This window comes from Streptomyces abyssalis (assembly GCF_001751365.1).
Classification (GTDB): domain Bacteria; phylum Actinomycetota; class Actinomycetes; order Streptomycetales; family Streptomycetaceae; genus Streptomyces; species Streptomyces abyssalis.
On record NZ_LJGT01000037.1, the window covers coordinates 557,707 to 582,161 of the forward strand.

Below are 24,455 nucleotides of genomic sequence, written 5' to 3' on the forward strand. Positions count from 1 at the left end.
GGCGTCCGGCTTCGTGCGCTTCCCGCCGGTTCCGCGCCGGGCGGTCTCCGTGTTCTTCCTGCTCCTGTCGCTCACTGCGGCTCCTTCCGGCGGGCGGACACCGCGTACGAGTGCCCGCGAGTGCCGCCTCACGCACCCGTACGCGGCACGTGCGGCGAGCCCGGCGGGAAGACCGCGGCGCCCCGGGGCGCTGTAGTGAACGGCGCGAAACCGGGTACCTCCGCCGTCCGGGAGTGTCACCCGCGCGCACACCGAACCCGAGAGAGACGTACCGAAGGGAAGCAACCACCGTGAAATTCGGCGTATCGACCTTCATCACCGATCAAGGGATCGCCCCCGACGCCCTGGGCCGTGCCGTCGAGGAGCGCGGCTTCGACTCGCTGCTGATCGCCGAACACACCCACATCCCCGTCGACCGCCGCTCGCCCTACCCGGGAGGGGGCGACCTGCCGGAGATGTACTACCGCACCCTCGACCCGTTCGTCGCCCTGAGCGCCGCCGCCGCGGTCACCGACCGGCTGCTGCTGGGCACCGGCATCGCGCTCGTGCCGCAGCGGGACCCGATCGTCACGGCGAAGGAGGTCGCCTCGCTCGACCTCGTCTCCGGCGGGCGTGCCGTCTTCGGCGTCGGCGTCGGCTGGAACCGTGAGGAGATGGAGAACCACGGGACAGACCCGTCCACCCGCGGGCGCCTCGCCGACGAGCGGCTGCGCGCGATCCGCGAGTTGTGGACCGCGGAGAAGGCCGAATTCCACGGTGAGTTCGTCGACTTCGACCCCGTCTACTCGTGGCCCAAGCCGGTGCAGCGTCCGCATCCGCCCATCTGGGTCGGCGGCGCCGAGGGCGCCTTCAAGCGGATCGCCGCCCTCGGGGACGTATGGCTCGCCAACAGGACCACACCCGAACAGCTGGGCCCGAAGATCGAGCGGATGCGCGCGGTCGCAGGCCGGGACGTGCCGGTGACGGTGTACGCGACTCCCGACGACCCCGCGGCGATCGAGGGCTTCGCACAGCTCGGCGTCGAGCGCCTGCTGCTGTATCTGCCGACGCGTCCCGAGGGCGAGTCGCTGGAGGCACTCGACCGGCTCGCCGCGTGCGCCGGCCGGTTCAGCTGAGCGGCGGCCGGCCGTGCCGAAGATGACGGGCGACGAGGCGCGGGAACGCTTCGCGCGGGCGCGGGCCGCCACCCTGGCCACCGCCGACGAGACCGGGCGACCGCACCTCGTGCCCGTCACCTTCGCCCTCAGCGGCGACGTCGTCGTCTTCGCCGTCGACCACAAGCCGAAACGGTCGCAGCGGCTGAAGCGGCTCGACAACATCCGGGCCAACCCCGCGGTCGCCCTGCTCACCGACGCGTACGACGAGGACTGGGAACGGCTCTGGTGGGCGCGCGCCGACGGCACGGCGCGCGTCCTGCCGGCGCCGGAGAGCTCCGCCGCGTCCGCCGGATACGCGGAGCTGCTCACGCGGAAGTACGCCCGGCAGTACGGGCCGACGCCGCCGCGAGGGCACGTCGTCGAGATCGCGGTGACGCGGTGGAGCGGCTGGCGGGCAGTGTGACCCCTGGCCCCGGCCGGAGGTGCTCGTGCCGCGCGTGGAGTGCGCCCGTCCGCCGGCCGGAGGGGACCGGTCCGCTTGCGGGCCCCGCCGTTCCCGCTGCTCGGTGAACGTGCAACGATCCGCCTCATGGCGACAGTGAGTGAACTCCTCCCCAGCGACGCCGTGAGCCTGGAGGCCCCGGCGGCGGACTGGCGGGAGGCCGTCCGGCTCGCCGGCGAGCTGATGACGCGGACCGGGACGAGCACCGGCGACTACACCGCGGAGATGATCCGGAACGTCGAGGAGAACGGTCCGTACATCGTCATCGCGCCCGGCTTCGCGCTCGCGCACGCCCGTCCGTCACCGGCGGTGCTGAGAACCGGCATGTCGTGGGTGCGGCTCGCGGAACCGGTGGAGTTCGGGCACGAGTCGAACGACCCCGTGGGACTGGTCGTCGGCCTCGCCGCCGAGGACCAGGGCGCACACCAGGCGGCACTCGCGGGGCTGGCGCAGCTGCTGGCTGACCCGGAGACCGAGCAGGCGCTGAAGGACGCCCCCTCGCCGGACGCGCTGCTGGCCGTTCTCGGCGGCGGGCACGGGGGCGGGAACGCCGAGCGGGCGGACGCCGGGACGGCGGCCCGGGACGGTGGCGGTGGCGGTGGCGGTGGTGCCACCGTGCACAAGATCCTCACGGTGTGCGGCAACGGCCTGGGCACGAGCCTCTTCCTGAAGAACACCCTCGAACAGGTGCTGCAGCGCTGGGGCTGGACCGCCCACGTCACCGTCGAGGCCACGGACACCGTCTCGGCGAAGGGCAAGGCCTCGGAAGCCGTCGCCGTGTTCACCTCCCGTGAGATCGCGGCGGCCCTTGCGGACATGGGCGTCCCGGTCCGGGTCATAGAGGACTTCACCAGCACCGCCGAGGTCGACGGTGCTCTTCGCGACACCTACGACGTCTGACGTCGGGAAGGGAGCAGGCGGCACCATGGGCCCGCTCATCTCCACCGCCGAGTTTCTCGTCAACGAGATCCTCAGCCAGCCTCCGTATCTGATCGGGCTGATCACGGCCGTCGGCCTGATCGCGCTGAAGAAGCCGGCGGGACAGGTCGTCGGCGGCGCCATCAAGGCGACCCTCGGCTTCCTGCTGATCAACGCCGGCGCCGGCCTCGTCGTCGACTCCCTCGCACCGCTGGGCGAGATGATCCAGGGCTCGACCGGCGCGCACGGCGTGATCCCCACCAACGAGGCGATCGTCGGCATCGCGCAGGAGCAGTTCGGCGCCCGCGTCGCCTGGCTGATGATCACCGGGTTCGCCCTGAGTCTGCTTCTGGCCCGCTTCACGCCGCTGCGGTACGTCTTCCTGACCGGCCATCACATCCTGTTCATGGCGACGCTGACGACCATGGTGCTCGCCACGGCGGGGCTCTCGCCGGTGGTCGTCGTCATCGTCGGCGGCGTGCTCCTGGGCATCATGCTGGTCTCCATGCCCGCCTTCGCTCATCCCTGGACGAAGCGCATCACGGGCAACAACAGCATCGCCGTCGGGCACTTCGGCACCGCGGGCTACGTCGCCGCGGGCGCGACCGGCCAGCTCATCGGCAAGCGCAGCCGCAGCACCGAGGAGATGAACCTGCCGGAGGGGCTGCGGTTCCTGCGTGACTCGATGGTCGCCACCGCCCTGTCCATGCTGCTGATCTACGTGGTCATGGCGCTGGTCCACCTGGCGGAGGCAGGCCGCCGGACGGCGTTCAAGGCGTTCGCCGCCGGCGGGGGAGAGGCCGCGACCGACGTCGGCAACTACGTGATGAGCGCAGTCATGCAGGGCCTGCAGTTCGGCATCTCCGTCGCCGTCATCCTCTTCGGCGTCCGTACGATCCTCGGCGAACTCGTCCCCGCCTTCCAGGGCATCGCCGCTCGGGTGGTGCCCGGTGCGGTGCCGTCGCTGGACGCGCCGATGGTCTTCCCGTACGCGCAGAACGCCGTCCTGATCGGCTTCATCGCCAGCTTCACCGGCGGGCTGGCCTCGCTGGGGCTGCTCACCGCCGTCTTCGGCCCGGCCTTCGGGCTCGCGCTGGTGCTGCCGGGGCTCGTGCCGCACTTCTTCACCGGCGGTGCCGCAGGCGTCTACGGCAACGCGACGGGCGGCAGGCGCGGCGCCGCAGTCGGCGCCTTCCTCAACGGCGTCCTCATCACCTTCCTCCCGGCGCTGCTGCTGAAGGTGCTCGGAGCCTTCGGCAAGGAGAACACGACGTTCGGGGACGCGGACTTCGGCTGGTTCGGCATCCTCATCGGCAACGCCGCCAAGGCGGGCGAGACCGCGGGCGTCGTACTGATGCTCCTGATCGGCGCCGTGGTGCTCGGGGGCGCCGTGCTGGTGCAGAAGCGCGTGGTGGAGCCCGGCTGGAACCCCGGGGCACGCCGCGACGCCCTGCTGCCGCAGCAGCAGGACGGATCGGACGGACCCGCGGCGGCCGGCGCCTCCACGGGAATCCCCGCCCAGCCGGCGGGACCGGGGACGGGTACCGGTGCCGGTGCGAGCCCGGCGAAGATCGCCCCGCCCCGAGGCGCACCGGCTCCGCCGCCGCCTCCTGCGAAGAGGGAGTGAGCCGCGGGCCGCGCGGCCCGTCGCGACCCTTCCGGAGCGCTCGCGGTTCAGCCGCGGAGCGCCCCGGGGTTCACGCCCCAGGTGAGGTACACATCCGTGTGGCGGGCGGCGACTTCGCCGGCCGCGGGGGAGGAGCCGCCGAAGTACACCCTCGGTGCCGGCTCGGGAAGACGGCTCAACTCCGCGCCCTCGACGCGCAGATGCTCACCGTGGTGGTCGACCTTCCCACCGGCCCGCAGACGGCGCACGATGCCGAGCAACTCGCCCGTGCGCGCGTAGCGTTCGTCCTTGCCGAGGAAGTCGCCGTAGGCACGCTGCTCCGCCGACTCCCCGCCGGTGACGACGTTGGCGCGACGAGTGGGCGGTCTGCGGCGCGTGGCGGGCCGAGGGGCCGCGTCCTCAGCCGCCGTCCAGGACGCCTGTGGCGGCCTTGAGTTGCAGTTCTTCGAGGGTCGCGCTCTGCTCGCGCGCACGCCGGAGGAGTCCGGTGAGCTGCTCCTCGTCGAGGACGGCGGACCGCGGTCCCTCAAGGGCGTGCAGCGCCTGCCACATCAGCCTCTTGCCCTCGACTCCCAGGCGCAGCGCCTCCAGTTCGAGGACGCTGCTCAGCGGTGACCTGCGTACGAGGAAGCCGTTGGTCTTGGCCCTGCCGGCCTTCTCCAGCAGCCACCCGGCGGCCGTCCTGTAGCGGCGCACCGGTAGGCCGAAGCCGTGCATGATCCGCAGCAGCGCTGCGCGGTCCTGCGCGATCTCGTCGGCGACGCGCAGGAGCGTCGCCCCCGCGGGCGACATGGCGTGCCGCTTGGCGACGCGGCGTGCGAGTTCGCTGCCGCTGGTCGCCCCGAGGAGATGGTCGTTGAGGTAGATGGCAAGCGGGTCCGTCATCGGCCCGGCCGAGCGGGCCGCCCCGGCGTTGCCGGAGCCGGTGGCGTCGCCGGTCGCGGTGTTCGCGGCACGTGTCATGGGTGGCTCCCGTCGGGACGAGGCGCCTGCTCCTCCAGGCTCGCACCCGGCGGTGCGCTGTCAATTCGCGGCGGCTGCGCGCACGCCCCCGGGCGGCTGCCACCTGGGGTGATCCGTCCAGGTGTGCCTTCGCCCGCTCGGAGTACAGGTCCGTTTGTTGATCGCGGCGTGCTCCGGTGAAGTGGTCGTAGTGGAGGTTTCCGGCCTTCCTCTCGACGCCGGGTCCCTCCCGCTCCGGACCGCCACGCGAGACGGGAAGACCATGACCGACACCGCACCCATCAGCACCCCCTTCACCGCCGAATCCACCGCCGAAGAGGTCATCGGCGGCATCGACCTGACCGGACGGCGGGCCGTCGTCACGGGCGGTGCCTCCGGCATCGGCGCGGAGACCGCTCGCGCGCTGGCCGGTGCGGGTGCGCAGGTGACCCTCGCTGTACGGGACACGGAGGCGGGGCGGCGCAAAGCGGCGGAGATGGCCGCCGCCACCGGCAACGAGCAGATCCGGGTCGCCCGGCTCGATCTGGCCGACCGCAGGTCCGTCGCGGGTTTCCTGGCCGCGTGGGAGGGCCCGCTGAACATCCTGGTCAACAACGCCGGGGTCATGGCCTCGCCCGAGGTGCGTACGCCCGAGGGCTGGGAGCTGCAGTTCGCCACCAACCACCTGGGCCACTTCGCGCTCGCCGTGGGGCTGCACCGTGCGCTGGCGGCGGCGGGCGGTGCACGCGTCGTCTCGGTCAGTTCCAGCTCGCACCTGCGTTCACCGGTCGTCTTCGAGGACATCCACTTCCGCAGGCGTGCATACGATCCGTGGACCGCGTACGCGCAGTCCAAGACGGCCAACGCGCTCTTCGCGGTAGGGGCGTGGGAGCGCTGGGAGAGCGACGGAATCGCCGTCAACTCCCTGATGCCGGGCGCCATTCGCACCCGTCTGCAGCGCCACGTCACCGAGGAGGAGCTGGAGCGGCTGCGCGCCGAGGCCGGCGGCGACGCCCCGGCGTGGAAGACGCCCGGGCAGGGCGCGGCGACGTCGGTGCTCCTGGCCACGTCGTCGCTGCTGGAGGGCGTCGGCGGCCGCTACTTCGAGGACTGCAACGAGGCACCGCTGCACGAGCCCGGCTCCGAGCGGGGTGTGGCTCCCCACGCCGTCGATCCCGAAGCGGCGGCGCGGCTGTGGCAGGTCTCCGTCGAGACCCTGACGGCCTGAAGGAGCGCTCGCCCGCATTCACGCCCCTCGCCTTCAATGGGCGCACCTGCGGAATCCGCAGGGGCCGGGTGCAGGCACACGTCGCACTTCTCCGCGATGCCCGATTCCGCTTGTGCCCGTCGAGTGAAGGTCTGTACGCGGGGGCGGTGTTCTCAAGGAGGGCGGCTCCAGGATGTGCCTGCTTCGGGTCGGCAGACCCGGGGCGGGGGCGCGAACGACGCGCCCTGGAACATCCTCCCCCCCACCATGAGGAGCGGAATGACTCTGACGTCCCTCAGCCGGCGTGCACGCGTCTCGCTTGCCGCCGTGGCGGCCGGCAGTGCCGCCGTTCTGGGCTTCGCGGTACTGCCGTCGTCCGCGACGGCGACCCCCGCCGAGAAGCCCGCCCAGGTCGCGGCCAAGAGTGAGAAGTCGGCCAAGGCCGATGCGGTCACGCGGGCCCAGATGCTGGAGCGCGCGGCCACCTGGCTGACCGCGAACAACGGCGCGCAGGTTCCCTACAGCCAGACCGAGGTCTGGTCCGACGGGTACCGGCAGGACTGCTCCGGCTACGTGTCGATGACGCTGGGCCTGTGGAAGTCCGGGCCGAACACCGTCGAGCTCGCGGGCAACCGGGATCTGACCACCCCGATGAACGTGGGTGACCTCAAGCCCGGCGACCTGCTCATCGACGCGGACGGCTCCAACACCACGCGCCACGTGGTGATCTTCGAGAAGTGGACCGACGACTCGAAGACGGCCTACTCGGCGTTCGAGCAGCGCGGCGGCCACGGCACGGACCACCGGGTGCTGGACTACGGTCTGGACGCCGGCAGCGAGTACAAGGCCTACCGTCCGAACAACCTGACGGACTGAGCCGGTCCGGGCCGCACGGCCTGTGCCTGTGCCGTACGGCCCGTGCCACAACAGCCGAGCGCTCCCGTCCCTCCTCTCGTGGACGGGAGCGCTCCGCGTCGCGCCGGAGCGCTCATTCCTTCACGGAACCGGCGTTCGCCCCGCGGATGAAGTGGCGCTGGAAGCAGAAGAAGAGCACCGCCACCGGAATCGTCGACAGCAGAGCCGCGCCCAGCTTCAGCGGATACTGCGTGCCCTGACCCAGCCCGCCGGAGACGAACCGCGCCAGACCGGTGGTGAGCGTCTCGTAGTCGCTGGACTGGGTCGATACCAGGAAGTGCGTGAACTCGTTCCACGATCCCTGGAACGACAGCAGCGTTACGGTGATCAGTGCGGGCCGTGACATCGGCAGCACCACGTACCAGAAGATCCGCCCCACACCGGCGCCGTCGATCCGCGCCGCCTCCTCGACCTCCCGTGGGATGGACTCGAAGAACTGCTTCATGATGAAGATCCCCGCCGCGTCGAAGAGCAGCGGCACGATCATCCCGGTGTAACTGTCGAAGATGCCCAGCGTGTTGAGGACCAGGAACTTCGGGATGAGCAGCACGACCGGCGGCACGGCCATCACCGCGATGAGGAAGGCGGTGAGCACGACACGGCCGCGGAAGCGCAGCCTGGCCAGCGCATAGCCTGCCGCCGAGTCGAACAGCACGCGGCCCAGTGTCACCACGACCGTCACCAGCGTGCTGTTGCCCAGCCAGCGCATGAACGGCACACTGCCGGCCTCGCCGGAGCCGCTGAGCTTGTCGAAGACGGCTGTGGTGGGGGCCTGGGGCAGCAGCGACAGCGGGTGTGACGCGGCCTCCGGATCGGTCTTGAAACTCGTCGACAGCTGAACCAGGAACGGCAGCGCGTAGAGCAGGGCGAAGCCGAGCAGCAGCGCGTAGCCGGCCAGCCGGGCGGGCCGCGGGAACCGTGCCAGTACGGGCCGTTCGTCCGTGGAGAGCGGTTTCTCAGTTGTGCGCACGGTGCGCCTCCTTGCCCTCGTCGGCAGCGGGCTGCCGGGCGGTGGCCGTGGCAAGACGCCGCCTCAACTGCCCCCGCACGCCGCGCTCGCGCAGCAGGAAGCGCTGGATTCCCGTCATCACCAGGACGATCCCGAGCAGGATGAACGAAATGGCGGCGCCCTGCCCGAACTCCGCGTTGTCGAACCCGTAGGAGTAGGAAAGAAAGGCGGGCGTGAGGGTGCTGTTGGCGGGGTCGCCCTGACCCATCACGTACACCTGGTCGAAGACCTGCCAGGTGGCGATCAGACCGAGTGTCGTCACCAGGAACAGCACCGGACGCAGCGCCGGAAGATACACATGGCGCAGCACATGGCGGCGGCCAGCCCCGTCGAGGGCCGCCGCCTCCTCCAGTTCGCGGGGGATGTTCTGAAGCGCCGCGAGGAAGATGAGCATGAAGGTGCCCGAAGTCGTCCATACGGCAAGCAGGATGAGCGTGCACATGGCCACCGAGGGCCCCGCGAGCCACTCCACCCAGGGAAGCCCCATGAGGCGGTGCTCGCCGAGCGCACCGTCCGGGCGGCCGTCGACGATCCCCACTGCGTCGAGCAGCACCCACAGGACGCCGCGCGAATCCTGGAACCAGTTCGGGCCTTTGATCCCGATCCAGCTCAGCATCCGGTTGACGGCGCCGCTGCCCTGGAAGAGGAAGAGGAAGACCGTGGCCACGGCGATGGAGCTGGTGACGGAGGGGAAGTAGAAGGTGGTCCTGAGCATGCTGCGGCCGCGCAGCATGCGCTGGTTGACGGTGATCGCCAGAGTGAGGGCGAGCGCCGTCTGAATCGGCACGGTCAGCAGCACGTAGTACACGTTGTTGCGAAGCGACGTCGCGAGCAGCGACTGCGCGAGCCCTTCCTCGGCGAGCAGGCTGCGGTAGTTGTCGAGCCCGACGAAGTCGGCGTCCGGGGTGAACGGGTTGGACTGTCCGTCCCAGTTCAGCAGGCTGACCCACGCGGCCATCAGGATGGGCAGCGCCATGAACAGCCCCAGGCCGACGACCATGGGGGAGACGAACAGCCAGCCCCACACCCCCTCACGTCCGCGCGTCGTACGGGACCTCGAGCTCGCGGGAACCCCGGGCCGTCCGGGCCGCCGCCCCGGGGGCGGCGGCGCCGGACGTTCGGTGACAGTGGTCGGCATGCGGGGTCAGTCGCCCTTCTTGAGCGCCTGCTCACCGTTGCGCTGCAGCGTGGAGAGGATCTCGGCGGGACTGCCGGTGGCGAGCCCCTGCAGATCGGCGTTGAACTGGTCGAGGACCTTGGTGAAGCCGGGGACCGTCACCGGGCGCTGGGCATATGAGTTGCCCTCCGCCCACCCCTTGGACTCCGGGTGCTCCTTCGCGAAGGTCTTCATGACGCTGGTGCGCGAGGGCATGACGCCGATCTGGTCCGAGGACGCCAACTGCTCCTTCTTCGAGGTGAGATGGCGGATCATGTCGATGGCCGCGGTCTGGTGCGTGCTCTCCTTCGCCACGCCCCAGCAGTTGCTGAAGGCGAGGGTGCCCTTCCCGGCGGGGCCCGCCGGGAGCGGCAGGACCTTGTAGCCGACGTCGGGGAAGTCCGCCTTCATGGCGCCGTCGAGCCAGTTGCCCTCGATGATCATGGCTGCCTTGCCCTTGCCGAGCGCCTCGCCGGCCCAGCCGGTGTCCACCTGCTTGGCGAACTTCATGGAGCCCGAGCGCAGCATCTTCTTGGCGAAGCCGAGTCCTTCGGCGTTCTCCTTGCTGTCGGCGGTCATCTTCGACTCCTTGGAGTCGGTTATCCAGCCGCCGGCCTGCTTCATGAACACCCCGAGCCGCTGGTACTCGTTGGTGGTGACCAGCCCTGTCGTCTTGCCCTCGGTGAGCTTGTCCGCGGTCTTCTCCAGCTCGTCCCAGGTGGTGGGGTAGTCCTTCTCGGTCAGGCCCGCCTCCTTCCACTTCTCGGTGCTGATCACCAGGCCTAGCGTCGAGGAGTCCTTCGGCAGGCAGACGAGCTCGCCGTTGTAGGTGAAGGCCTTGCGCAGCTCGGGAGCGAAGTCCTCCGCGTCGGGGATCTTGTCGCCGTACGCGTGCAGGGAGCCTCCCTTGGCGTAGTTCGCGAACTGGTCGGAGTTGATGTAGAAGGCGTCCGGCGGACGGTTGCCCGCGAAGGCCTGCGCGAGCTGCTGGTCCATGTCCTTCGCGATCTGCACGGTGACCTTGTGGCCGGACTTCTTCTCCCAGGCCGCCGTCGCCGACTTCACGGCCTTGGTCTCGGCGTCACCGGAGGTGGCGATCAGAACGCGCAGGGACTGCTTCTTGCCGGTGTCCTGCTCGGGTCCGTTCTTGCTCTTGTCGAACCCGGACGAACAGGCTGTCGCGGTGGTGGCCAGCACCGCGCATGCGGTGACTGCCACGGTGGAGCGACGGAACATGCGGGCCTCCTGGGGGAGTTGGTGCGGAGATTCGGGACGGTGGTGACGGGCGGACCGCGCAGCGGCGGCGTTCAGCCGGAAGCGGCGCCGAGGCTTGCCCGTACGACGAGAGCGGGCGGCAGCAGCACCCGTTCGGGAGGTTTCGCGGGATCGGACATGCGGGCCAGCAGCAGACGCATCGCCTCGCGGCCCACGTCGCCGAGCGGCTGCGCGACGCTGGCGAGGCCGGGGGAGAGGAGCGGCGCGACCGAGGAGTCGTCGAAGCCCACCACGGACACCTCGCGCCCGGGGACCCCGCCCGTGTTGGCGACCGCCCGGTAGCAGCCGAGGGCGAGCGTGTCGCTGGCGGCGACCACCGCCGTCACACCGGCGTCGAGCAGCGGCTGGACGGCGCGGGCCGCGGCCCCGACGTCATCGACACTCTCGGCGCGCAGACCGGGTGCCTCCAGGCCGTGTGCGCGCAGCGCCCGTTGCCAGCCCTCGGCGCGGTCGTCGCCGGAACCGGAACCCGCCGGCCAGCCGAGGAAGCCGATGCGCCCGTGCCCCTCGGACACCAGCCGTTCCACCGCCGAGGCGGTGCCGGCGGCGCCGTCGACGTCGACCCAGTCGCCGACGTCCTTCCCCGACCACATCCGGCCGAAGGCGACGAACGGGATGCCGCGCTCCTCCAGCCACGCCTGCCGTGGGTCGCCGTGCCGGGTGTTGCTGAGCACGAACGCGTCGACGCCGTGCTCGCCCAGCAGCTCTTCGTACGAGGCCAGTTCGCGCTGCCCGGAGGCCGCGGCGAACAGCAGCAGCCGGTATCCGGCGGCGTCCGCGGTCTCCGACAGGGCGTGCAGGAACCGGTCGAGCACGAGGTTGCCGGGCCCGGCCGGCTCGATGCCGAAGCCGATGAGCCGGCTGGCGCGCGTACGGAGTGAACGGGCCGCGCGGTGCGGGCGGTAGCCCATCTCGTCCACGGCACGGCGCACGCGCTCAAGCGTCTCCGGCCGCAGCAGCTCCGGGGTGTTCAGCGCGTTCGAGACCGTCTGCGTGGAGACCCCCGCACGCCGCGCGACCATCGCCATCGTCACCGAACCCGAGCCCTGGGCGGGCACGGGCGGCGACGGATCGGGGCCTGGCGGCATGACGTGAGCTCCCGGGAGCAAGCGGCAACGGACAAAGGTGAGCGAAGGCGGACGATCTCCCGTGCAAAGAGGGCAATTTGGGCTCTTGACCTCTTTGCTAGGGTCCTTTTTGATCGATCCAATGGCTGAGAGGTTGCGCCCACGTGGAGACAACTGTCAAGACTCATGACGGCAACGGCACGACGAGCGCGCCCGCACCACCCGCGGAACTCCAGCCGTTCCTGCACGACGCCTGCGTCACGCTCTGCGCGCCGAGCATGGCGGTCTCCCGTCCGGACGGTCAGATCACCGGCGGCTGCGACGGCTTCTACCACGGCGACCGCAGGGGCCTGTCGTTCCTGACGGTCCTCGCCGAGGACGTTCCCAACGCGCCCATCAGCGGCGGTCCCGACAGCGCCGGGCGTGCCTCGTTCCGTACGGTGCTGCGCGGCCTCGCCGAGCACAGCCCCGACCCGGCCGTCACGCTGGAGCGCCGACGGTCCGTCGAACCGGGCGAGTTGAGCGAGACGCTCACCCTCCACAACGCCGGCCTGACATCCGTACGCGTGCGGTTCACGCTGCGCGCCACCAGCGACCTTGCCTCCATGGAGACTGTCAAGTCCGGCCACACCGTCCCCGTCGTCGCCCCGGCGATCGAGCCGGACGGGCTGACCTGGAGCGACGGGGAGCTGACGGCGCGCCTCACGTGCACACCCGCCCCGGACGCCGCCGGACACGCACCCGCCGACGCCGCCGAACTGCGCTACAGCGTCGAACTCGGCCCCGGGGAGCGCTGGGAGGCCACCCTGAGCTGCACCATCGAGGACGACAAGGGTGAGGCGTTCCCCCCGGCCAGTCCCCGCGCACGTGTCGCGCTCGCCTCCGGTACGGCTCTCACCACGGCCGACCGCGGACTCGACCACTGGTTCGCCCGCTCCCGCTCCGACCTCGCGGCGCTGCTGCTCGCCGACCCGCTGGACGAGAACGACACCTTCCTCGCGGCCGGCGCCCCCTGGTTCCTCACTCTCTTCGGGCGGGACTCGATCTGGGCCGCCCGCATGCTGCTGCCGCTGGGCACGGAGCTCGCCGCGGGCACGCTGCGTACGCTCGCACGCCGTCAGGGCGCCGCGAACGACCCGTCGACCGAGGAGCAGCCCGGCAAGATCCTGCACGAAATACGCCGCGACGGACTGCACTTCGGAGACGGGCTGTCCGTGCCGCCCTGCTACTACGGCACCGTGGACGCCACCCCCCTGTGGGTGACGCTGCTGCACGACGCATGGCGCTGGGGTATGCCCGCCGAACAGGTCGAACGCCTCCTGCCGCACGCCGAGTCGGCTCTCACGTGGATGGACGAGCACGGCGACGCCGACGGCGACGGGTTCCTGGAGTACGTCGACAGCACCGGGCGCGGACTTGCCAACCAGGGCTGGAAGGACTCCGGCGACGCCGTGCGCCGGCGCGACGGCAGCCTCGCCGAACCGCCCGTCGCGCTCTGCGAGGTGCAGGCGTACGCACACGAAGCGGCCGTGTCCGCCGCCGCGTTGCTGCGCGCCTTCGGCCTCCCGGGCGCGGACCGCTGGGAGGAGTGGGCGCAGGGACTCAGGCGCCGCTTCCGCGAGCGTTTCTGGGTCGAGGACGCCGACGGCCCCTACCCGGCCATCGCGCTGGGCAGTGACAAGAAGCCGCTGGACGCGCTGACTTCCAACATCGGCCACCTGCTGGGCACCGGCCTGCTGGATGAGGAGGAGAGCCGCCTCGTCGCCGGGCGCCTGGCCGGTGAGACCCTCGACTCCGGTTTCGGGCTGCGTACGCTCGCCGCCGGCTCAGGCGGATTCAGCCCGCTCGGCTACCACATCGGGACGGTGTGGCCGCACGACACGGCGATCGCCGTCCAGGGGCTCGTACGCGACGGGCACTTCGACGCCGCGGAGTCGCTGGCCGCCGGGCTGGTGCGTGCCTCGGCGTCCTTCGACGGCCGGCTGCCGGAACTCTTCGCCGGCCACGGCACGCGTACCGACAGCAGGCCCGCTCCGTACCCGGCGGCGTGCCGTCCGCAGGCGTGGGCCGCCACGTCGTCGGTGGCGGTGCTCCAGGCGGTGCTCGGGCTTCAGGCCGACGCACCGGGCGGCCGGCTCACCGTACGTCCGCGCATGGCGGGCCGGTATCTGCCGCTGCGGGCGAGCGGACTGCGCCTGGGGGAGCGGGAGTTCGAGGTGGCGGTGGACGCCGACGGTGCGCCGCGGGTGACCGGCCTGCCCGAGGGCTCCGTGACGGTGGAGACGGAGGCGGCGCCGCGGGAGCGGTGAGGGGAAGGGGGCCGGGAATCCCCGGTCCGGAATCCCCTGGCCCCCGGCTCCATGCCCCGGAATCTCCGCGTCCTCTGGCGCACGTACCACGCAGAGGTGATGGTGGAGACCCATACGGATAAACGGGGGTCTGATGGTGTTCGTTCTCTTCCTCTGCGCCGTACTGCTGCTGACCATCGTGCTGTTGGCGTGGGTGCTGGTCCGCCGGGAACGCCGCAGGCGTGGAGCCGGCATGACCTCCGACGCGATGCGCGTCGAGGCGGCGGCGACGGCCCGGTGGCGCGAGGGCCGTCGCCGGGCCCGAATGGGGCGCGACATGCGCGCGGTCTCCACGACTCCGTACCTGGAGCAGCGGGACAGGTGACGACGCGGCAGCCGGAGCCCGTGCCCTGAACCGTCCCGCCTCCGCTGCCACCCGTGCGACCGGGCGAGGCGGCCGGCCCGTCAGAGATGTGCGCCGGGCGCCCCGATGAGACCGGCGAAGTCGGCGAGCATACGGCGGCTGTCGGGCTCCAGGCCCGTGAACAGGCGCAGCGCGTCGGCCGCTTGGAACACGGCCATGCCTCCGCCGTCGAGTACGCGGCAGCCGGCGGCGCGGGCCGCGCGGGTCAGCTCGGTCTCCAGCGGCCGGTAGACGACCTCGGCGACCCACAGCCCGGGACGCAGCGCGCCGGCCGGGACGGGCAGCCCCGGGTGTGCCGCCATCCCGGTCGGGGTGGCGTGCACCAGGCCGTCCGCGCGCGCCAACAGGGCGCCCGCCTCCCGGAGTCCGGCCGCCGTCGCACGCCCCGCGCCGAAGTGGCGGGTCAGCGACTCCGCGAGGCCGGCCGCGCGTCCGGCCTCGGCGTCGACGACCGTGAGGTGCCCGGTCCCGAGCCCGAGCATCGCGTGTGCGACGGCCGCACCGGCGCCTCCGGCGCCGAGCAGCACGACCTCCTCGATGCCGGCGTCCGGCAGGCCGCGCGCGAAGGACGCCGCGAAGCCGGTGACGTCCGTGTTGTGCCCGATGGCGCGGCCGCCGTCGAAGACCACCGTGTTGACCGCGCCGAGCGCTTCTGCCTGGGGCGCGAGTTCGTCGAGGTGGGGAATGACGGCCTGCTTGCAGGGGTGGGTGATGTTCAGCCCGTCGAAGCCCAGTTCACCGGCCGCGCGCACGAGCGCGCCCGCACGCTCGGGGGCGGCTTCCCCTGGGCCCGGCGGCCCGGGCGATGCCCCCGTGCCGTCGAGGTCGACGAGCCGGTACACGTAGCGCAGACCCAGCCGCTCGGCTTCCCGCTCGTGCAGGGCCGGACTGAGCGAGGGGCCGATGCCGCTCCCGATGAGCCCGACGAGGTAGGTCCGCTCCGCGCTCACCGCTTCTCCCGCACCAGCGTGGCCGCGTGGGCCAGCGCCAGGGCGTACCCGTGGGCGCCGGCGCCGCAGATCACGGTGTCGGCGACGGCGGAGACGTAGCTGTGGTGGCGGAACGCCTCCCGCTTGTGGATGTTGGAGAGATGCACCTCGACGACCGGCAGTTCCACTGCCGCGAGGGCGTCGCGCAGCGCCACGGAGGTGTGGCTGTAGCCCCCGGGGTTGATCACGATCGCCCGGTGCCCGGTGCGGGCCTCGTGTACGGCGTCGATGAGCGCGCCCTCGTGGTTGCTCTGCCGGCAGTCCGCCCGCAGCCCGTGCGCCGCCGCCGTCTCACGGCACATCTCCTCGATGCCGGCGAGGGTCTCCTTGCCGTAGATGTCGGGCTCACGCAGGCCGAGGAGATTGAGATTCGGGCCGTTGAGCACGAGCACCGGGATGTCCTGGGGCCCGGACCCGCCGGAGGAGTGCGGCATCTGTCGCTTCCCATCAATGTACGAACTGGTTCGTTAGTCATATCAAGCCGGTGCTCCGCTGTGAAGTCCCGCCCGGACCGGCCCGCCGGGGCGCGCCCTACAATCGCTGGACTGCAGCGACCCCCGCCGAGGAGCCGGATGAGCACCGCGGAAGACCCGGCACAGCCTGCCGGACGCGTACGTGACGCCGCCCGTACCCGGGCCGAGATCATGGACGCCGCCACCCAGGAGTTCGCCCGCGCCGGCTACGCGGGAGCCCGCGTCGACGAGATCGCCGCCCGTACGCGCACCACGAAGCGGATGATCTACTACTACTTCGGCGGCAAGGAGCAGCTGTTCACCGCCGTGCTGGAGCGGGCGTACTCGGTCATCCGCGAAGCCGAACAGAAGCTCGACGTCGAGCACCTGGACCCGGCCGCGGCCATCCGCCGGCTCGCCGCTGTCACCTTCGACCACCACGAGGCGCACCCGGACTTCATCCAGCTCGTCAGCATCGAGAACGTCTACGGAGCGCAGCACATCGCCGGCTCGGAGGAGCTGCGCCGGCTCAGCTCGCCCGCGATCGACGTCATCCGGCGCATCCTCGACGCCGGGCGGGCGCAGGGGGTCTTCACGGCCGACGTCGACGCCGTGGACCTGCACGCGATGATCAGCTCCTTCTGCTTCTTCCGCGTCGCCAACCGCGACACCTTCCGGGCCCTCTTCGACCGCGATCTGCTGGAGGAGGGCCGCCGCGAGCACTACCGGACGATGCTCGCGGACATGGTCATCGCATATCTCACGAGGGACGAGAAGGGCTGACCCCGGGGCGGCTCGCAGAAAGCCCGTTCCCGGCCCCTTGACACAAGCGGAATGCGGGCGCAGCATCCGTAGCCACTCACTATTAACTATCTGGTGGGTTAATTAGGAGCCGCGAGGGACGCCCCGAAGGAGCACGCCGTGACCGCCGACAACGAGCCCGGCTCTGCCGCCGCACCGGCACAGCCACGCAAGGCCGCCATAGCTGCCGCGGTCGGCAGCGCGCTGGAGTACTACGACTTCTTCATCTACGGCAGCGCCGCCGCGCTGATCTTCCCGGAGATCTTCTTCGACGACTCGGACCCCGCCGACGCCACCCTGCTCTCCCTGGCCACCTTCGGCGTCGCCTACGCCGTCCGCCCCCTGGGCGCCCTGTTGCTCGGGCACATGGGGGACCGCTTCGGGCGGAAGAAGATCATGCTCTTCACGCTGCTCCTGATGGGCGTGGCGACCTTCCTCATCGGCTGTCTGCCCACCCGAGGCCAGATCGGCGCCGCCGCGCCCGCCCTGCTGGTGCTGCTGCGCGTCATGCAGGGCCTGTCGGCCGCCGGCGAGCAGGCCAGCGCCAACTCCATGAGCCTGGAACACGCACCACCGCACAGGCGCGGCTGGTTCACCAGCTTCACGCTGGGCGGGACCCAGGCGGGACAGCTCCTGGCGACCCTCGCCTTCATCCCCGTGGCGGCGCTTCCGGAGGAGCAGATGCTCAGCTGGGGATGGCGCATCCCCTTCCTGCTGAGCGCCGTGGTGGCCTTCATCGGGTACTTCATCCGGCGGACCCTGCACGAGACGCCCGAGTTCACGAAGGCGGCGGCGGCCGGCGAGGTGCCGAAGCTGCCGCTGGTGACGCTGGTGCGCGCGCACTGGCCGGCGGTACTGCGGGTCGTCAGCGGTGCGCTGGTCGCCTCCGTCAGCACGATCTTCACGGTCTGGGCGCTGTCGTACGCGACGAGCGACGCGGTCGGCATGGACCGTTCCGGAATGCTCTGGGTCGGCGCGCTCGCGAATGTCGCCGCGCTGGGAGCCATTCCCCTGTGGGCGAGGCTGTCCGACAAGGCCGGCCGCAGGCCCGTCTTCCTCCTGGGGGCGGCCGGCAGCGCGGTGACGATGTTCCTGTACCTGTGGGCGATCTCCTCGGGCAACTACCCGCTGACGCTGCTGACCGGGATCCTCTGCTTCGGCATCGTCTACAGCGCCGCCAACGGCGTCTGGCCCTCCTTCTACGGGGAGATGTTCCCGACGTCCGTGCGGCTGTCCGGTATGGCGGTCGGCACCCAGATCGGCTTCGCCATCTCCGGATTCGCCGTGACGTTCGCGGCCGCCATCGCGGGGCCCGAAGGCGACGGCTGGGCCCGGGTCGCGCTGTTCACCGCCGCACTGTGTGTGCCGCCGGTGCTGGCCGCGCTCTTCTCGCGGGAGACCGCGCACGTCCCCACCGAAGAACTCGGGTTGCCCGCGGACCGGAGCGCCGCCGGGCCGGCGGGCGACGTGCCCCGGCGGGCGGCCGAGCGCGCCTGACAGGCAGTCACGGAGAGGCTTTCGGGGCGGGCCCCGGAGGTGCCCGCCCCGGGCCCGTCCCCGCAGGACTTCGCGAGGCGTCCGGCCGACCCCGTTCGCCGGACGCCTCGCGGGTTCCGTGCGCCAGAATGGGCGCATGACTACCCACGACACCGGTCACGGCTACCTGCTGGACAACCGGCAGCAGGAGGCAGGCACCCGCTTCAGGGCCCTCAGCGAACTGCTGGACCCCGTGACCTTCCGGCACGTGGACGAGATCGGGGTCACCGCCGGCATGCGGTGCTGGGAGGTCGGCGCCGGGGGACCGTCCGTGCCTCTCGGCCTGGCCGAGCGCGTCGGCCCTGCCGGGACGGTGGTCGCCACCGACATCGACGTGTCCTGGACCCGGGATGTGGCCGGCGACGTGGTCGAGGTGCTGCAACACGACGTGGCGGCCGACCCGCCGCCGCCCGGCGGCTTCGACCTCGTGCACGCGCGCCTGGTCCTGCTGCATGTGACCGACCGTGCCGAGGCGCTGCGCCGCATGGTGGGAGCGCTGAGGCCCGGTGGGAGCCTGCTGCTGGAAGAGGCCGACCCCGAGTTGCAGCCTCTGCTCTGTCCGGAGGAGTCGGGCCCCGCGCAGCAGCTGGCGAACCGGCTGCGGTCCGGCTTCCGCAGCCTGATGGCGGGGCGCGGCGCGGACCTCGCATACGGGCGGACGCTGCCCAGGCTCCTGCGCGAGGCAGGTCTGGACGACGTGCGTGCGGACGCCTACTTCCCGATCACCGCCCCTGCCTGTGCCGTTCTGGAGACGGCCACCGTGCAGCAGATCCGCCGCGGCCTGGTCACGGAGGGAATCGCGACCGACGATGAGATCGACCGTCACCTCGGGAACGTGGCAGGCGGGGGCCTCGACCTGGCCACGGCACCGATGATCTCCGCATGGGGCCGCCGTACGTGAGGTGACGGCGACCGCCCCGCCTTCTTGAAGCGCGGGAGCGGGAACCACCTCAGGCGCCGCTGTCACCCGCCCCGAGCCGGCGTACGGCTGATTCCAACTCGGCGATGCGGTTGGAGAGTTCGGGCTCTTCGGACGTCTCACGCTCGCGCAGCATCATCTCGATCTGCACGAGCCGCTCGGTGATCTCCGCGAGCTGCTCCGCGCCGCCCTTGCCGGCACCCATGCCGTCCTCCCGGCCCGCCCCCGACCAGGTCCCCTCCAGCGGCCCCTCCGCGGCCGCGCCGCCGGGGCCCCCGGAGCGGGGCGAGTGCTCGGCGACCAGGAGACGGCGCAACTGCTCGGCCTGGACGGCGAGTTGCCGGTTCTTGCGGTCCAGGTCGAGGAAGACGTTGACCTTCGTGCGCAGCACCCACGGGTCGATGGGCTTGGAGAGGAAGTCGGCCGCGCCCAGCGCGTAGCCGCGGTAGGCGTAGTCGGCGTCCACGTCGGTGCCGGTCAGCAGGATGATCGGCACGTCCTTCGTCTGGTCGAGACGCTTGATGTTGCTCGCGGTCTCGAAGCCGTCCATCCCGGGCATCAGGACGTCGAGGAGCACGACCGCGAAGTCCTGCCGGAGCATCGCCTTCAGCGCGTCCTCACCCGAGCGCGCGGTCACCAACTGCTGGTCCAGGGGCCCGAGTACGGCCTCCAGCGCGATGAGGTTCTCCTCCATGTCGTCGACGATGAGGATGCTCGACCTGTCGGGCGCCGGGGCACTCATGTCGTCGGTCCCGGCGGCTCGGCTTCGGCGTCGTCTCCGGGCGGACCGCTGTGGTGCTCACGCCCCCCGCTGCCGTCCGGCGAGGCGGTGGCGTGCGGTTCGCCGGTTCCGGGCGGTGCCGGCGCGGGCTGCGCCGGTGCGGACTCGGACGGACCGGGCTGTGCCGGACCGGGGTTGCCGGGCTGGCCGGGCTGTGCCGTCCCGCGCTGTGCCGTCCCGGGCTGTGCGGGCGTGCCCGTCCCGGCTGCCGCGGGGGCGGCGCCGTCTCCTCCCTCACCGGCCTTCGCGCTGCCGCCCTGGGTGAGCAGGTCGTACATGGACTGCAGCAGCTCGTCCAGGTCGACCGGCTTGGCGACGTACAGGTCGGCGCCGCTGTCGAGGGCCTTCCGGCTGTCGCCGGACATGGCTTTGGCGGTGAGCGCGATGACGGGCAGACCCGCCAGGCGCGGCGTGTGCCGGATGGTCCGGATCGCCTCGTACCCGTTCATCTCCGGCATCATGATGTCCATCAGGACCATCGACACCTCGGGGGAGCGGTCCAGCACGTCGAGACCCTCGCGGCCGTTCTCGGCGTACTTCACGGAGATGCCGACGCGGCCCAGGACGTGAGTGAGCGCGAAGACGTTGCGGATGTCGTCGTCGACGATGAGCACGTGCGTCCCCGCCAGGACCTGGCCCCGCGGCCCGCTCAGCCACTGCTTCAGCTGCGTCGTCTCCGGCCAGGCGTCCTCGTGGCCCTCGGCCGCCGTACGCGGCTCGGCCTCCGCGGGCCGCTCGGGACCCACCGGCTCGACCTGCGGTGACGGCGCGGACGGCGCGGGGGCGCCCTCGGATGCCTCGGGCCACGCCGCGGCGGTGGGCTCCGCAGGCGCTCCGGACGCCGGCGGCTCCGCGGTCGTGGCGGCGCCCGCGGGTCCGAGCGGCTCGGGCTCGGGCAGCGCCGCGGGCGGCGGCGGTGGCGCCGGCGCGGCGGGGCCCCCGCCTTCGGAGTCGCGGCTGCTGACCCTGGGGGTGGCCGTGGCGGGCACCGGGGCGGCGGAAGGAGCGCTGCCCGGATAGACCGCCGGAATGTAGAGCGTGAAGCGCGAGCCCACGCCCTCCTCGCTCGCGACGTCGATGCGGCCGCCCAGCAGGCCGGCGATCTCCCGGCTGATGGACAGGCCGAGGCCGGTGCCGCCGTAGCGGCGGTTCGTGGTGCCGTCGGACTGCTGGAACGCCTCGAAGATCACCGCGAGCTTGTCCGGAGGGATGCCGCTGCCGGTGTCCTTGACGGAGAAGGCGAGCACCGTCTCCGCGTCCCGCAGCGTCGGCTCGTCGAACTCCATGTCCGTGGTCCGCTCCACGCGCAGTTCGATGCCGCCGCTGGCGGTGAACTTCACGGCATTGGAGAGGAGGTTGCGCAGCACCTGCTGGATGCGCTGCTCGTCGGAGTACAGCTCGCGCGGCACGTTCTCGCCGACGGCGATCTCGAAGGCGAGCCCGCGGTCGATGGTCATCGGACGGAACGTCGCGTGCACGTAGTCCAGCAGCTTCGTCAGCGGCAGCTTCCGCGGCCGCACGTCCATCCGTCCGGCCTCGACCTTGGACAGGTCCAGGATGTCGTTGATCAGCTGCAGCAGGTCGGAGCCCGAACGGTAGATCGTGGTGGCGAAGTCCACCTCCTGCTCGGAGAGCCGCCCGTCGGGGTTGTCGGCCAGCAGCCGCGCGAGGATCAGCAGCGAGTTCAGGGGCGTACGCAGCTCGTGCGACATGTTCGCCAGGAACTCCGACTTGTACTGCGAGGACGTGGCGAGCAGCGCTGCCTTGTCCTCCAGTTCGGCGTTGGTGCGCTGCAGCTCGTCCGAGCGCTGGCGCAGCTCCTTGGTCAGCCGCTGGGACTCCGAGAGCAGCACCTCAGTACGGGCGTTGGCGAGGATGGTGTTGATCGAGACGCCGATGGTGTGCACGAACTGGTCGATGAAGGTCAGGTAGATCTCGTTGAACTTGCTGAACGAGGCGACCTCGATCACGCCGAGCGCCCGGTCCTCGAATAGGATCGGCAGGATGAGGATGTTCGCGGCGGGCGCGGAGCCCAGCCCCGACTCCACCCTCACGTAGTCCGGAGGGGCGTCCTCGATGAGGATGCGCTTCTTCTCCGAGACCGCCTGGGCGAGCAGCCCCCGCAGCGGGGAGTCGGGCGACCCGGTGTCGTCGCTTCCGCTCGTGCCGTAGCCGGCGATGAACTCCAGCTCCTCGCCCGGCCTCCCGCCGGCGCCGACCAGGAAGAAGGCCCCTGCCTGCGCGTTCACCAGCGGCGTGAGCTCCCGGAGGATCAGGTCGGCGACCTCCACCAGATCGCGCTGGCCCTGCATCAGACCGGCGATGCGGGTGAGGTTGGACTCCAGCCAGTCCTTTGTACGGGTGGTCTCGCGCAGGTTGGCCACCATCACGTTGATGTTGTCCTTGAGCTCGGCGACCTCGCCCCGGGCGTCGACGGCGATGGAGCGCGACATGTCGCCCTGCGTGACGGCGCTGGCGACCTCGGCGATCGCGCGGACCTGGGTCGTCAGATTTCCGGCGAGTTCGTTGACGCTGGTCGTCAGTCCCTTCCAGGTGCCGTAGACGCCCTCGACGCGGGCCTGCCCGCCCAGCTGTCCTTCGCTGCCGACTTCGCGTGCGACGCGGGTGACCTCGGCGGAGAAGGAGGAGAGCGTGTCGACCATGGTGTTGAGGGTCGTCTTCAGCTCCAGGAACTCCCCGCGTGCGTCGACGTCGATCTTCTTGGAGAGGTCGCCGTTGGCGACGGCCGTGGCGACCTGGGCGATGTTACGTACCTGCGAAGTCAGGTTCGTCGTCATGAAGTTGACGTTGTCGGTGAGGTCCTTCCACACGCCGGAGACACCGTGTACCTGTGCGCGGCCGCCGAGGTTGCCCTCGGTGCCGACCTCACGCGCGACGCGGGTGACCTCGTCGGAGAACGCACGCAGCTGGCTGACCATCGTGTTGACGGTGTCCTTCAGCTCCAGGATCTCGCCGCGTGCGTCGACGTCGATCTTCTTGGAGAGGTCGCCGTTGGCGACGGCCGTGGTCACCTGGGCGATGCTGCGTACCTGCGAAGTCAGGTTCAGCGCCATGGAGTTGACGCTGTCGGTCAGGTCCTCCCAGACGCCGGAGACGTCCCGCACCTGCGCCTGGCGGCCCAGGTTGCCTTCGGTGCCGACTTCGCGTGCGACGCGGGTGACTTCGTCGGCGAAGGCGGAGAGCTGGTCGACCATCGTGTTGAGGGTGGTCTTCAGCTGGAGGATCTCGCCCTTGGCGTCGACGGTGATCTTCTGGCTGAGGTCGCCGTCCGCGACGGCGGTGGCGACCTGGGCGATGCTGCGTACCTGCGAAGTCAGGTTGGACGCCATGATGTTGACGTTGTCGGTCAGGTCCCGCCATACGCCCGAGACGCCCCGCACCTCGGCCTGTCCGCCGAGGTTGCCTTCGGTGCCGACTTCGCGTGCGACGCGGGTGACTTCGTCGGCGAAGGCGGAGAGCTGGTCGACGGTCGTGTTCACCGTGCCCATGAGCTGGAGGATCTCGCCCTTGGCGTCGACGGTGATCTTCTGGCTGAGGTCGCCCTGTGCGACGGCCGCGGAGACCTGCGCGATGTTCCGTACCTGCGAAGTCAGGTTGGACGCCATGATGTTGACGTTGTCGGTCAGGTCCCGCCAGACCCCGGAGAGGCCCCGCACCTCGGCCTGTCCGCCGAGGCTTCCTTCGGTGCCGACTTCGCGTGCGACGCGGGTGACCTCGTCGGCGAAGGCGGAGAGCTGGTCGACCATCGTGTTCACGGTGAGCTTCAGCTCCAGCAGCTCACCCGAGGTCTCGACCGTCACCTTCTGCGTCAGGTCGCCGCGGGCCACCGCCGTCGTCACACCGGCGATGTCGCGCACCTGCTCGGTGAGGTTCTCGGCCATGGTGTTGATGGCCGCGGTCACCCGCCGCCAGTCGCCGGAGAGCTCGCCCACATCCGCACGTCCGGCGAGGTTGCCCTCCGTGCCCACTTCCCGGGCGACCCTGGTGACCTCCCCGGTGAACTTGGACAGCTCGTCCACGAGACGGCTGAGGCCGTTGTCCAGACGGCCGAGCTCCCCCTCGGCCACATGGTGGCTGCCCTCGAAGCGCTCCAGATGCTGGGTGAGATCACCGTCGGCCACGGCTTCCAGCACCCGCGATGTCTTCATCAACGGTTCCGACAAGGCCGCGATCAGCTGGTTCGCCTCGTCGACTCCGGTGGCCCAGGCGCCCTGGCCGGGGCTCGCGGAGATCCGCTCGTCGAGCCGGCCCTCCTTGGCCACCTGACGGCGGACCCGGTGCAGCTCACCGGCCAGGTGCTCGTTCCGCGCGGCTATCTGGTTGAACGCCCCGGCGAGCTCGCCCAGCACTCCCTCGCTCTCTGTCGCCGCACGCACGGAGAAGTCGCCGTCGCTCAGTGACCGCATGGCTCCCAGCAGTGGACGCAGCTCCGCCTCGCGCACCGACCGGCCCTGGGGGTCGTCCATGGCATCCCATCCCAAGCATCCTGGATGTGTAGCTTTATCCTATTGTAGAGGCTTTATCGCCAT

20 protein-coding genes and 1 pseudogene are annotated in these 24,455 nt (G+C 71.1%); 11 read left to right on the forward strand and 10 right to left on the reverse strand.

Features of this window, described 5'->3' with window-relative positions; all coding sequences use genetic code 11:
• Positions 1 to 290 precede the first annotated feature (290 nt).
• The 4 genes from AN215_RS05635 (at position 291) to ulaA (ending at position 4,144) form a co-directional block, all read left to right on the forward strand.
• Entirely contained in the window at positions 291 to 1,115 is an 825-nt protein-coding gene (locus AN215_RS05635) for an LLM class F420-dependent oxidoreductase (protein ID WP_070009923.1), read from the forward strand.
• Between the two features lie 13 nt (positions 1,116 to 1,128).
• Positions 1,129 to 1,560 carry a TIGR03668 family PPOX class F420-dependent oxidoreductase gene (locus AN215_RS05640; protein WP_070009922.1) on the forward strand — a complete coding sequence of 144 codons (432 nt, stop codon included), beginning with the start codon at positions 1,129 to 1,131 and terminating at the stop codon, positions 1,558 to 1,560.
• Positions 1,561 to 1,686: 126 nt separating this feature from the next.
• A complete protein-coding gene (locus AN215_RS05645; RefSeq protein WP_070010304.1) occupies positions 1,687 to 2,499 on the forward strand; it encodes a PTS sugar transporter subunit IIAB in 813 nt (270 codons plus the stop codon).
• Between the two features lie 25 nt (positions 2,500 to 2,524).
• Positions 2,525 to 4,144: a PTS ascorbate transporter subunit IIC gene (ulaA, locus tag AN215_RS05650; protein WP_070009921.1), complete on the forward strand. Its 1,620-nt coding sequence runs from the start codon at positions 2,525 to 2,527 to the stop codon at positions 4,142 to 4,144.
• 65 nt (positions 4,145 to 4,209) lie between these two features.
• Here ulaA and AN215_RS30240 read toward each other — a convergent pair.
• Positions 4,210 to 4,491, reverse strand: a pseudogene (locus tag AN215_RS30240) (LLM class flavin-dependent oxidoreductase); the annotation flags it as partial.
• A 52-nt stretch (positions 4,492 to 4,543) separates the two neighbouring features.
• Positions 4,544 to 5,107, reverse strand: a complete 564-nt coding sequence (locus AN215_RS05660; RefSeq protein WP_245694259.1) for a hypothetical protein — start codon at positions 5,105 to 5,107, stop codon at positions 4,544 to 4,546.
• 262 nt (positions 5,108 to 5,369) lie between these two features.
• Here AN215_RS05660 and AN215_RS05665 point away from each other — a divergent pair, with 262 nt between their 5' ends.
• Both AN215_RS05665 and AN215_RS05670 read left to right on the forward strand, forming a co-directional pair.
• Positions 5,370 to 6,314 (forward strand): SDR family NAD(P)-dependent oxidoreductase, encoded by a 945-nt coding sequence (locus AN215_RS05665; RefSeq protein WP_070009919.1) that lies wholly within the window; start codon positions 5,370 to 5,372, stop codon positions 6,312 to 6,314.
• A 258-nt stretch (positions 6,315 to 6,572) separates the two neighbouring features.
• On the forward strand, positions 6,573 to 7,169 hold the full coding sequence (locus tag AN215_RS05670) for an NlpC/P60 family protein (RefSeq protein WP_079122720.1): 597 nt from the start codon (positions 6,573 to 6,575) through the stop codon (positions 7,167 to 7,169).
• A gap of 112 nt (positions 7,170 to 7,281) precedes the next feature.
• Here the strand turns inward: AN215_RS05670 and AN215_RS05675 are convergent, their stop codons facing one another.
• From AN215_RS05675 to AN215_RS05690, 4 genes are all read right to left on the reverse strand, one after another.
• On the reverse strand, positions 7,282 to 8,178 hold the full coding sequence (locus tag AN215_RS05675; RefSeq protein ID WP_171904130.1) for a carbohydrate ABC transporter permease: 897 nt from the start codon (positions 8,176 to 8,178) through the stop codon (positions 7,282 to 7,284).
• On the reverse strand, positions 8,165 to 9,355 hold the full coding sequence (locus AN215_RS05680) for a carbohydrate ABC transporter permease (protein WP_245694261.1): 1,191 nt from the start codon (positions 9,353 to 9,355) through the stop codon (positions 8,165 to 8,167). The genes AN215_RS05675 and AN215_RS05680 overlap by 14 nt, the downstream gene beginning before the upstream one ends.
• Positions 9,356 to 9,361: 6 nt before the next feature.
• A complete protein-coding gene (locus AN215_RS05685) occupies positions 9,362 to 10,609 on the reverse strand; it encodes a sugar ABC transporter substrate-binding protein (RefSeq protein ID WP_070009917.1) in 1,248 nt (415 codons plus the stop codon).
• Between the two features lie 71 nt (positions 10,610 to 10,680).
• Positions 10,681 to 11,736 (reverse strand): LacI family DNA-binding transcriptional regulator, encoded by a 1,056-nt coding sequence (locus AN215_RS05690; protein WP_070009916.1) that lies wholly within the window; start codon positions 11,734 to 11,736, stop codon positions 10,681 to 10,683.
• 143 nt (positions 11,737 to 11,879) lie between these two features.
• On the opposite strand from AN215_RS05690, the gene AN215_RS05695 reads away from it, so the two are divergent.
• Positions 11,880 to 14,024: an amylo-alpha-1,6-glucosidase gene (locus AN215_RS05695; protein WP_070009915.1), complete on the forward strand. Its 2,145-nt coding sequence runs from the start codon at positions 11,880 to 11,882 to the stop codon at positions 14,022 to 14,024.
• A gap of 133 nt (positions 14,025 to 14,157) precedes the next feature.
• On the forward strand, positions 14,158 to 14,388 hold the full coding sequence (locus AN215_RS05700; protein ID WP_070009914.1) for a hypothetical protein: 231 nt from the start codon (positions 14,158 to 14,160) through the stop codon (positions 14,386 to 14,388).
• A gap of 80 nt (positions 14,389 to 14,468) precedes the next feature.
• Here the strand turns inward: AN215_RS05700 and AN215_RS05705 are convergent, their stop codons facing one another.
• Positions 14,469 to 15,377, reverse strand: coding sequence for a shikimate dehydrogenase (locus tag AN215_RS05705; RefSeq protein WP_070009913.1), 909 nt, complete (start codon positions 15,375 to 15,377; stop codon positions 14,469 to 14,471).
• Positions 15,374 to 15,850: a type II 3-dehydroquinate dehydratase gene (gene aroQ / locus AN215_RS05710; protein WP_070009912.1), complete on the reverse strand. Its 477-nt coding sequence runs from the start codon at positions 15,848 to 15,850 to the stop codon at positions 15,374 to 15,376. Before aroQ ends, AN215_RS05705 begins: the two co-directional genes overlap by 4 nt.
• 138 nt (positions 15,851 to 15,988) lie before the next feature.
• On the opposite strand from aroQ, the gene AN215_RS05715 reads away from it, so the two are divergent.
• The 3 genes from AN215_RS05715 (at position 15,989) to AN215_RS05725 (ending at position 19,106) form a co-directional block, all read left to right on the forward strand.
• Entirely contained in the window at positions 15,989 to 16,651 is a 663-nt protein-coding gene (locus AN215_RS05715; protein WP_070009911.1) for a TetR/AcrR family transcriptional regulator, read from the forward strand.
• A gap of 138 nt (positions 16,652 to 16,789) precedes the next feature.
• Entirely contained in the window at positions 16,790 to 18,166 is a 1,377-nt protein-coding gene (locus AN215_RS05720; protein WP_070009910.1) for an MFS transporter, read from the forward strand.
• Between the two features lie 136 nt (positions 18,167 to 18,302).
• Positions 18,303 to 19,106 (forward strand): methyltransferase domain-containing protein, encoded by an 804-nt coding sequence (locus AN215_RS05725; RefSeq protein ID WP_070009909.1) that lies wholly within the window; start codon positions 18,303 to 18,305, stop codon positions 19,104 to 19,106.
• Between the two features lie 49 nt (positions 19,107 to 19,155).
• On the opposite strand, the gene AN215_RS05730 is transcribed toward AN215_RS05725, so the two are convergent.
• Entirely contained in the window at positions 19,156 to 19,866 is a 711-nt protein-coding gene (locus AN215_RS05730; protein ID WP_070009908.1) for a response regulator, read from the reverse strand.
• Entirely contained in the window at positions 19,863 to 24,392 is a 4,530-nt protein-coding gene (locus AN215_RS05735) for a HAMP domain-containing protein (RefSeq protein WP_079122721.1), read from the reverse strand. Before AN215_RS05735 ends, AN215_RS05730 begins: the two co-directional genes overlap by 4 nt.
• Between the last annotated feature and the right edge of the window lie 63 nt (positions 24,393 to 24,455).

Bases quoted from the DNA above. Each gene is read 5' to 3' on its own strand.
- AN215_RS05645 (WP_070010304.1), top strand. From the start codon at position 1,687: ATGGCGACAGTGAGTGAACTCCTCCCCAGCGACGCCGTGAGCCTGGAG.
- ulaA (WP_070009921.1), top strand. From the start codon at position 2,525: ATGGGCCCGCTCATCTCCACCGCCGAGTTTCTCGTCAACGAGATCCTC.
- AN215_RS05660 (WP_245694259.1), bottom strand. From the start codon at position 5,107: ATGACACGTGCCGCGAACACCGCGACCGGCGACGCCACCGGCTCCGGC.
- AN215_RS05665 (WP_070009919.1), top strand. From the start codon at position 5,370: ATGACCGACACCGCACCCATCAGCACCCCCTTCACCGCCGAATCCACC.
- AN215_RS05670 (WP_079122720.1), top strand. From the start codon at position 6,573: ATGACTCTGACGTCCCTCAGCCGGCGTGCACGCGTCTCGCTTGCCGCC.
- AN215_RS05680 (WP_245694261.1), bottom strand. From the start codon at position 9,355: ATGCCGACCACTGTCACCGAACGTCCGGCGCCGCCGCCCCCGGGGCGG.
- AN215_RS05685 (WP_070009917.1), bottom strand. From the start codon at position 10,609: ATGTTCCGTCGCTCCACCGTGGCAGTCACCGCATGCGCGGTGCTGGCC.
- AN215_RS05690 (WP_070009916.1), bottom strand. From the start codon at position 11,736: ATGCCGCCAGGCCCCGATCCGTCGCCGCCCGTGCCCGCCCAGGGCTCG.
- AN215_RS05700 (WP_070009914.1), top strand. From the start codon at position 14,158: ATGGTGTTCGTTCTCTTCCTCTGCGCCGTACTGCTGCTGACCATCGTG.
- aroQ (WP_070009912.1), bottom strand. From the start codon at position 15,850: ATGCCGCACTCCTCCGGCGGGTCCGGGCCCCAGGACATCCCGGTGCTC.
- AN215_RS05715 (WP_070009911.1), top strand. From the start codon at position 15,989: ATGAGCACCGCGGAAGACCCGGCACAGCCTGCCGGACGCGTACGTGAC.
- AN215_RS05725 (WP_070009909.1), top strand. From the start codon at position 18,303: ATGACTACCCACGACACCGGTCACGGCTACCTGCTGGACAACCGGCAG.
- AN215_RS05730 (WP_070009908.1), bottom strand. From the start codon at position 19,866: ATGAGTGCCCCGGCGCCCGACAGGTCGAGCATCCTCATCGTCGACGAC.
- AN215_RS05735 (WP_079122721.1), bottom strand. From the start codon at position 24,392: ATGGACGACCCCCAGGGCCGGTCGGTGCGCGAGGCGGAGCTGCGTCCA.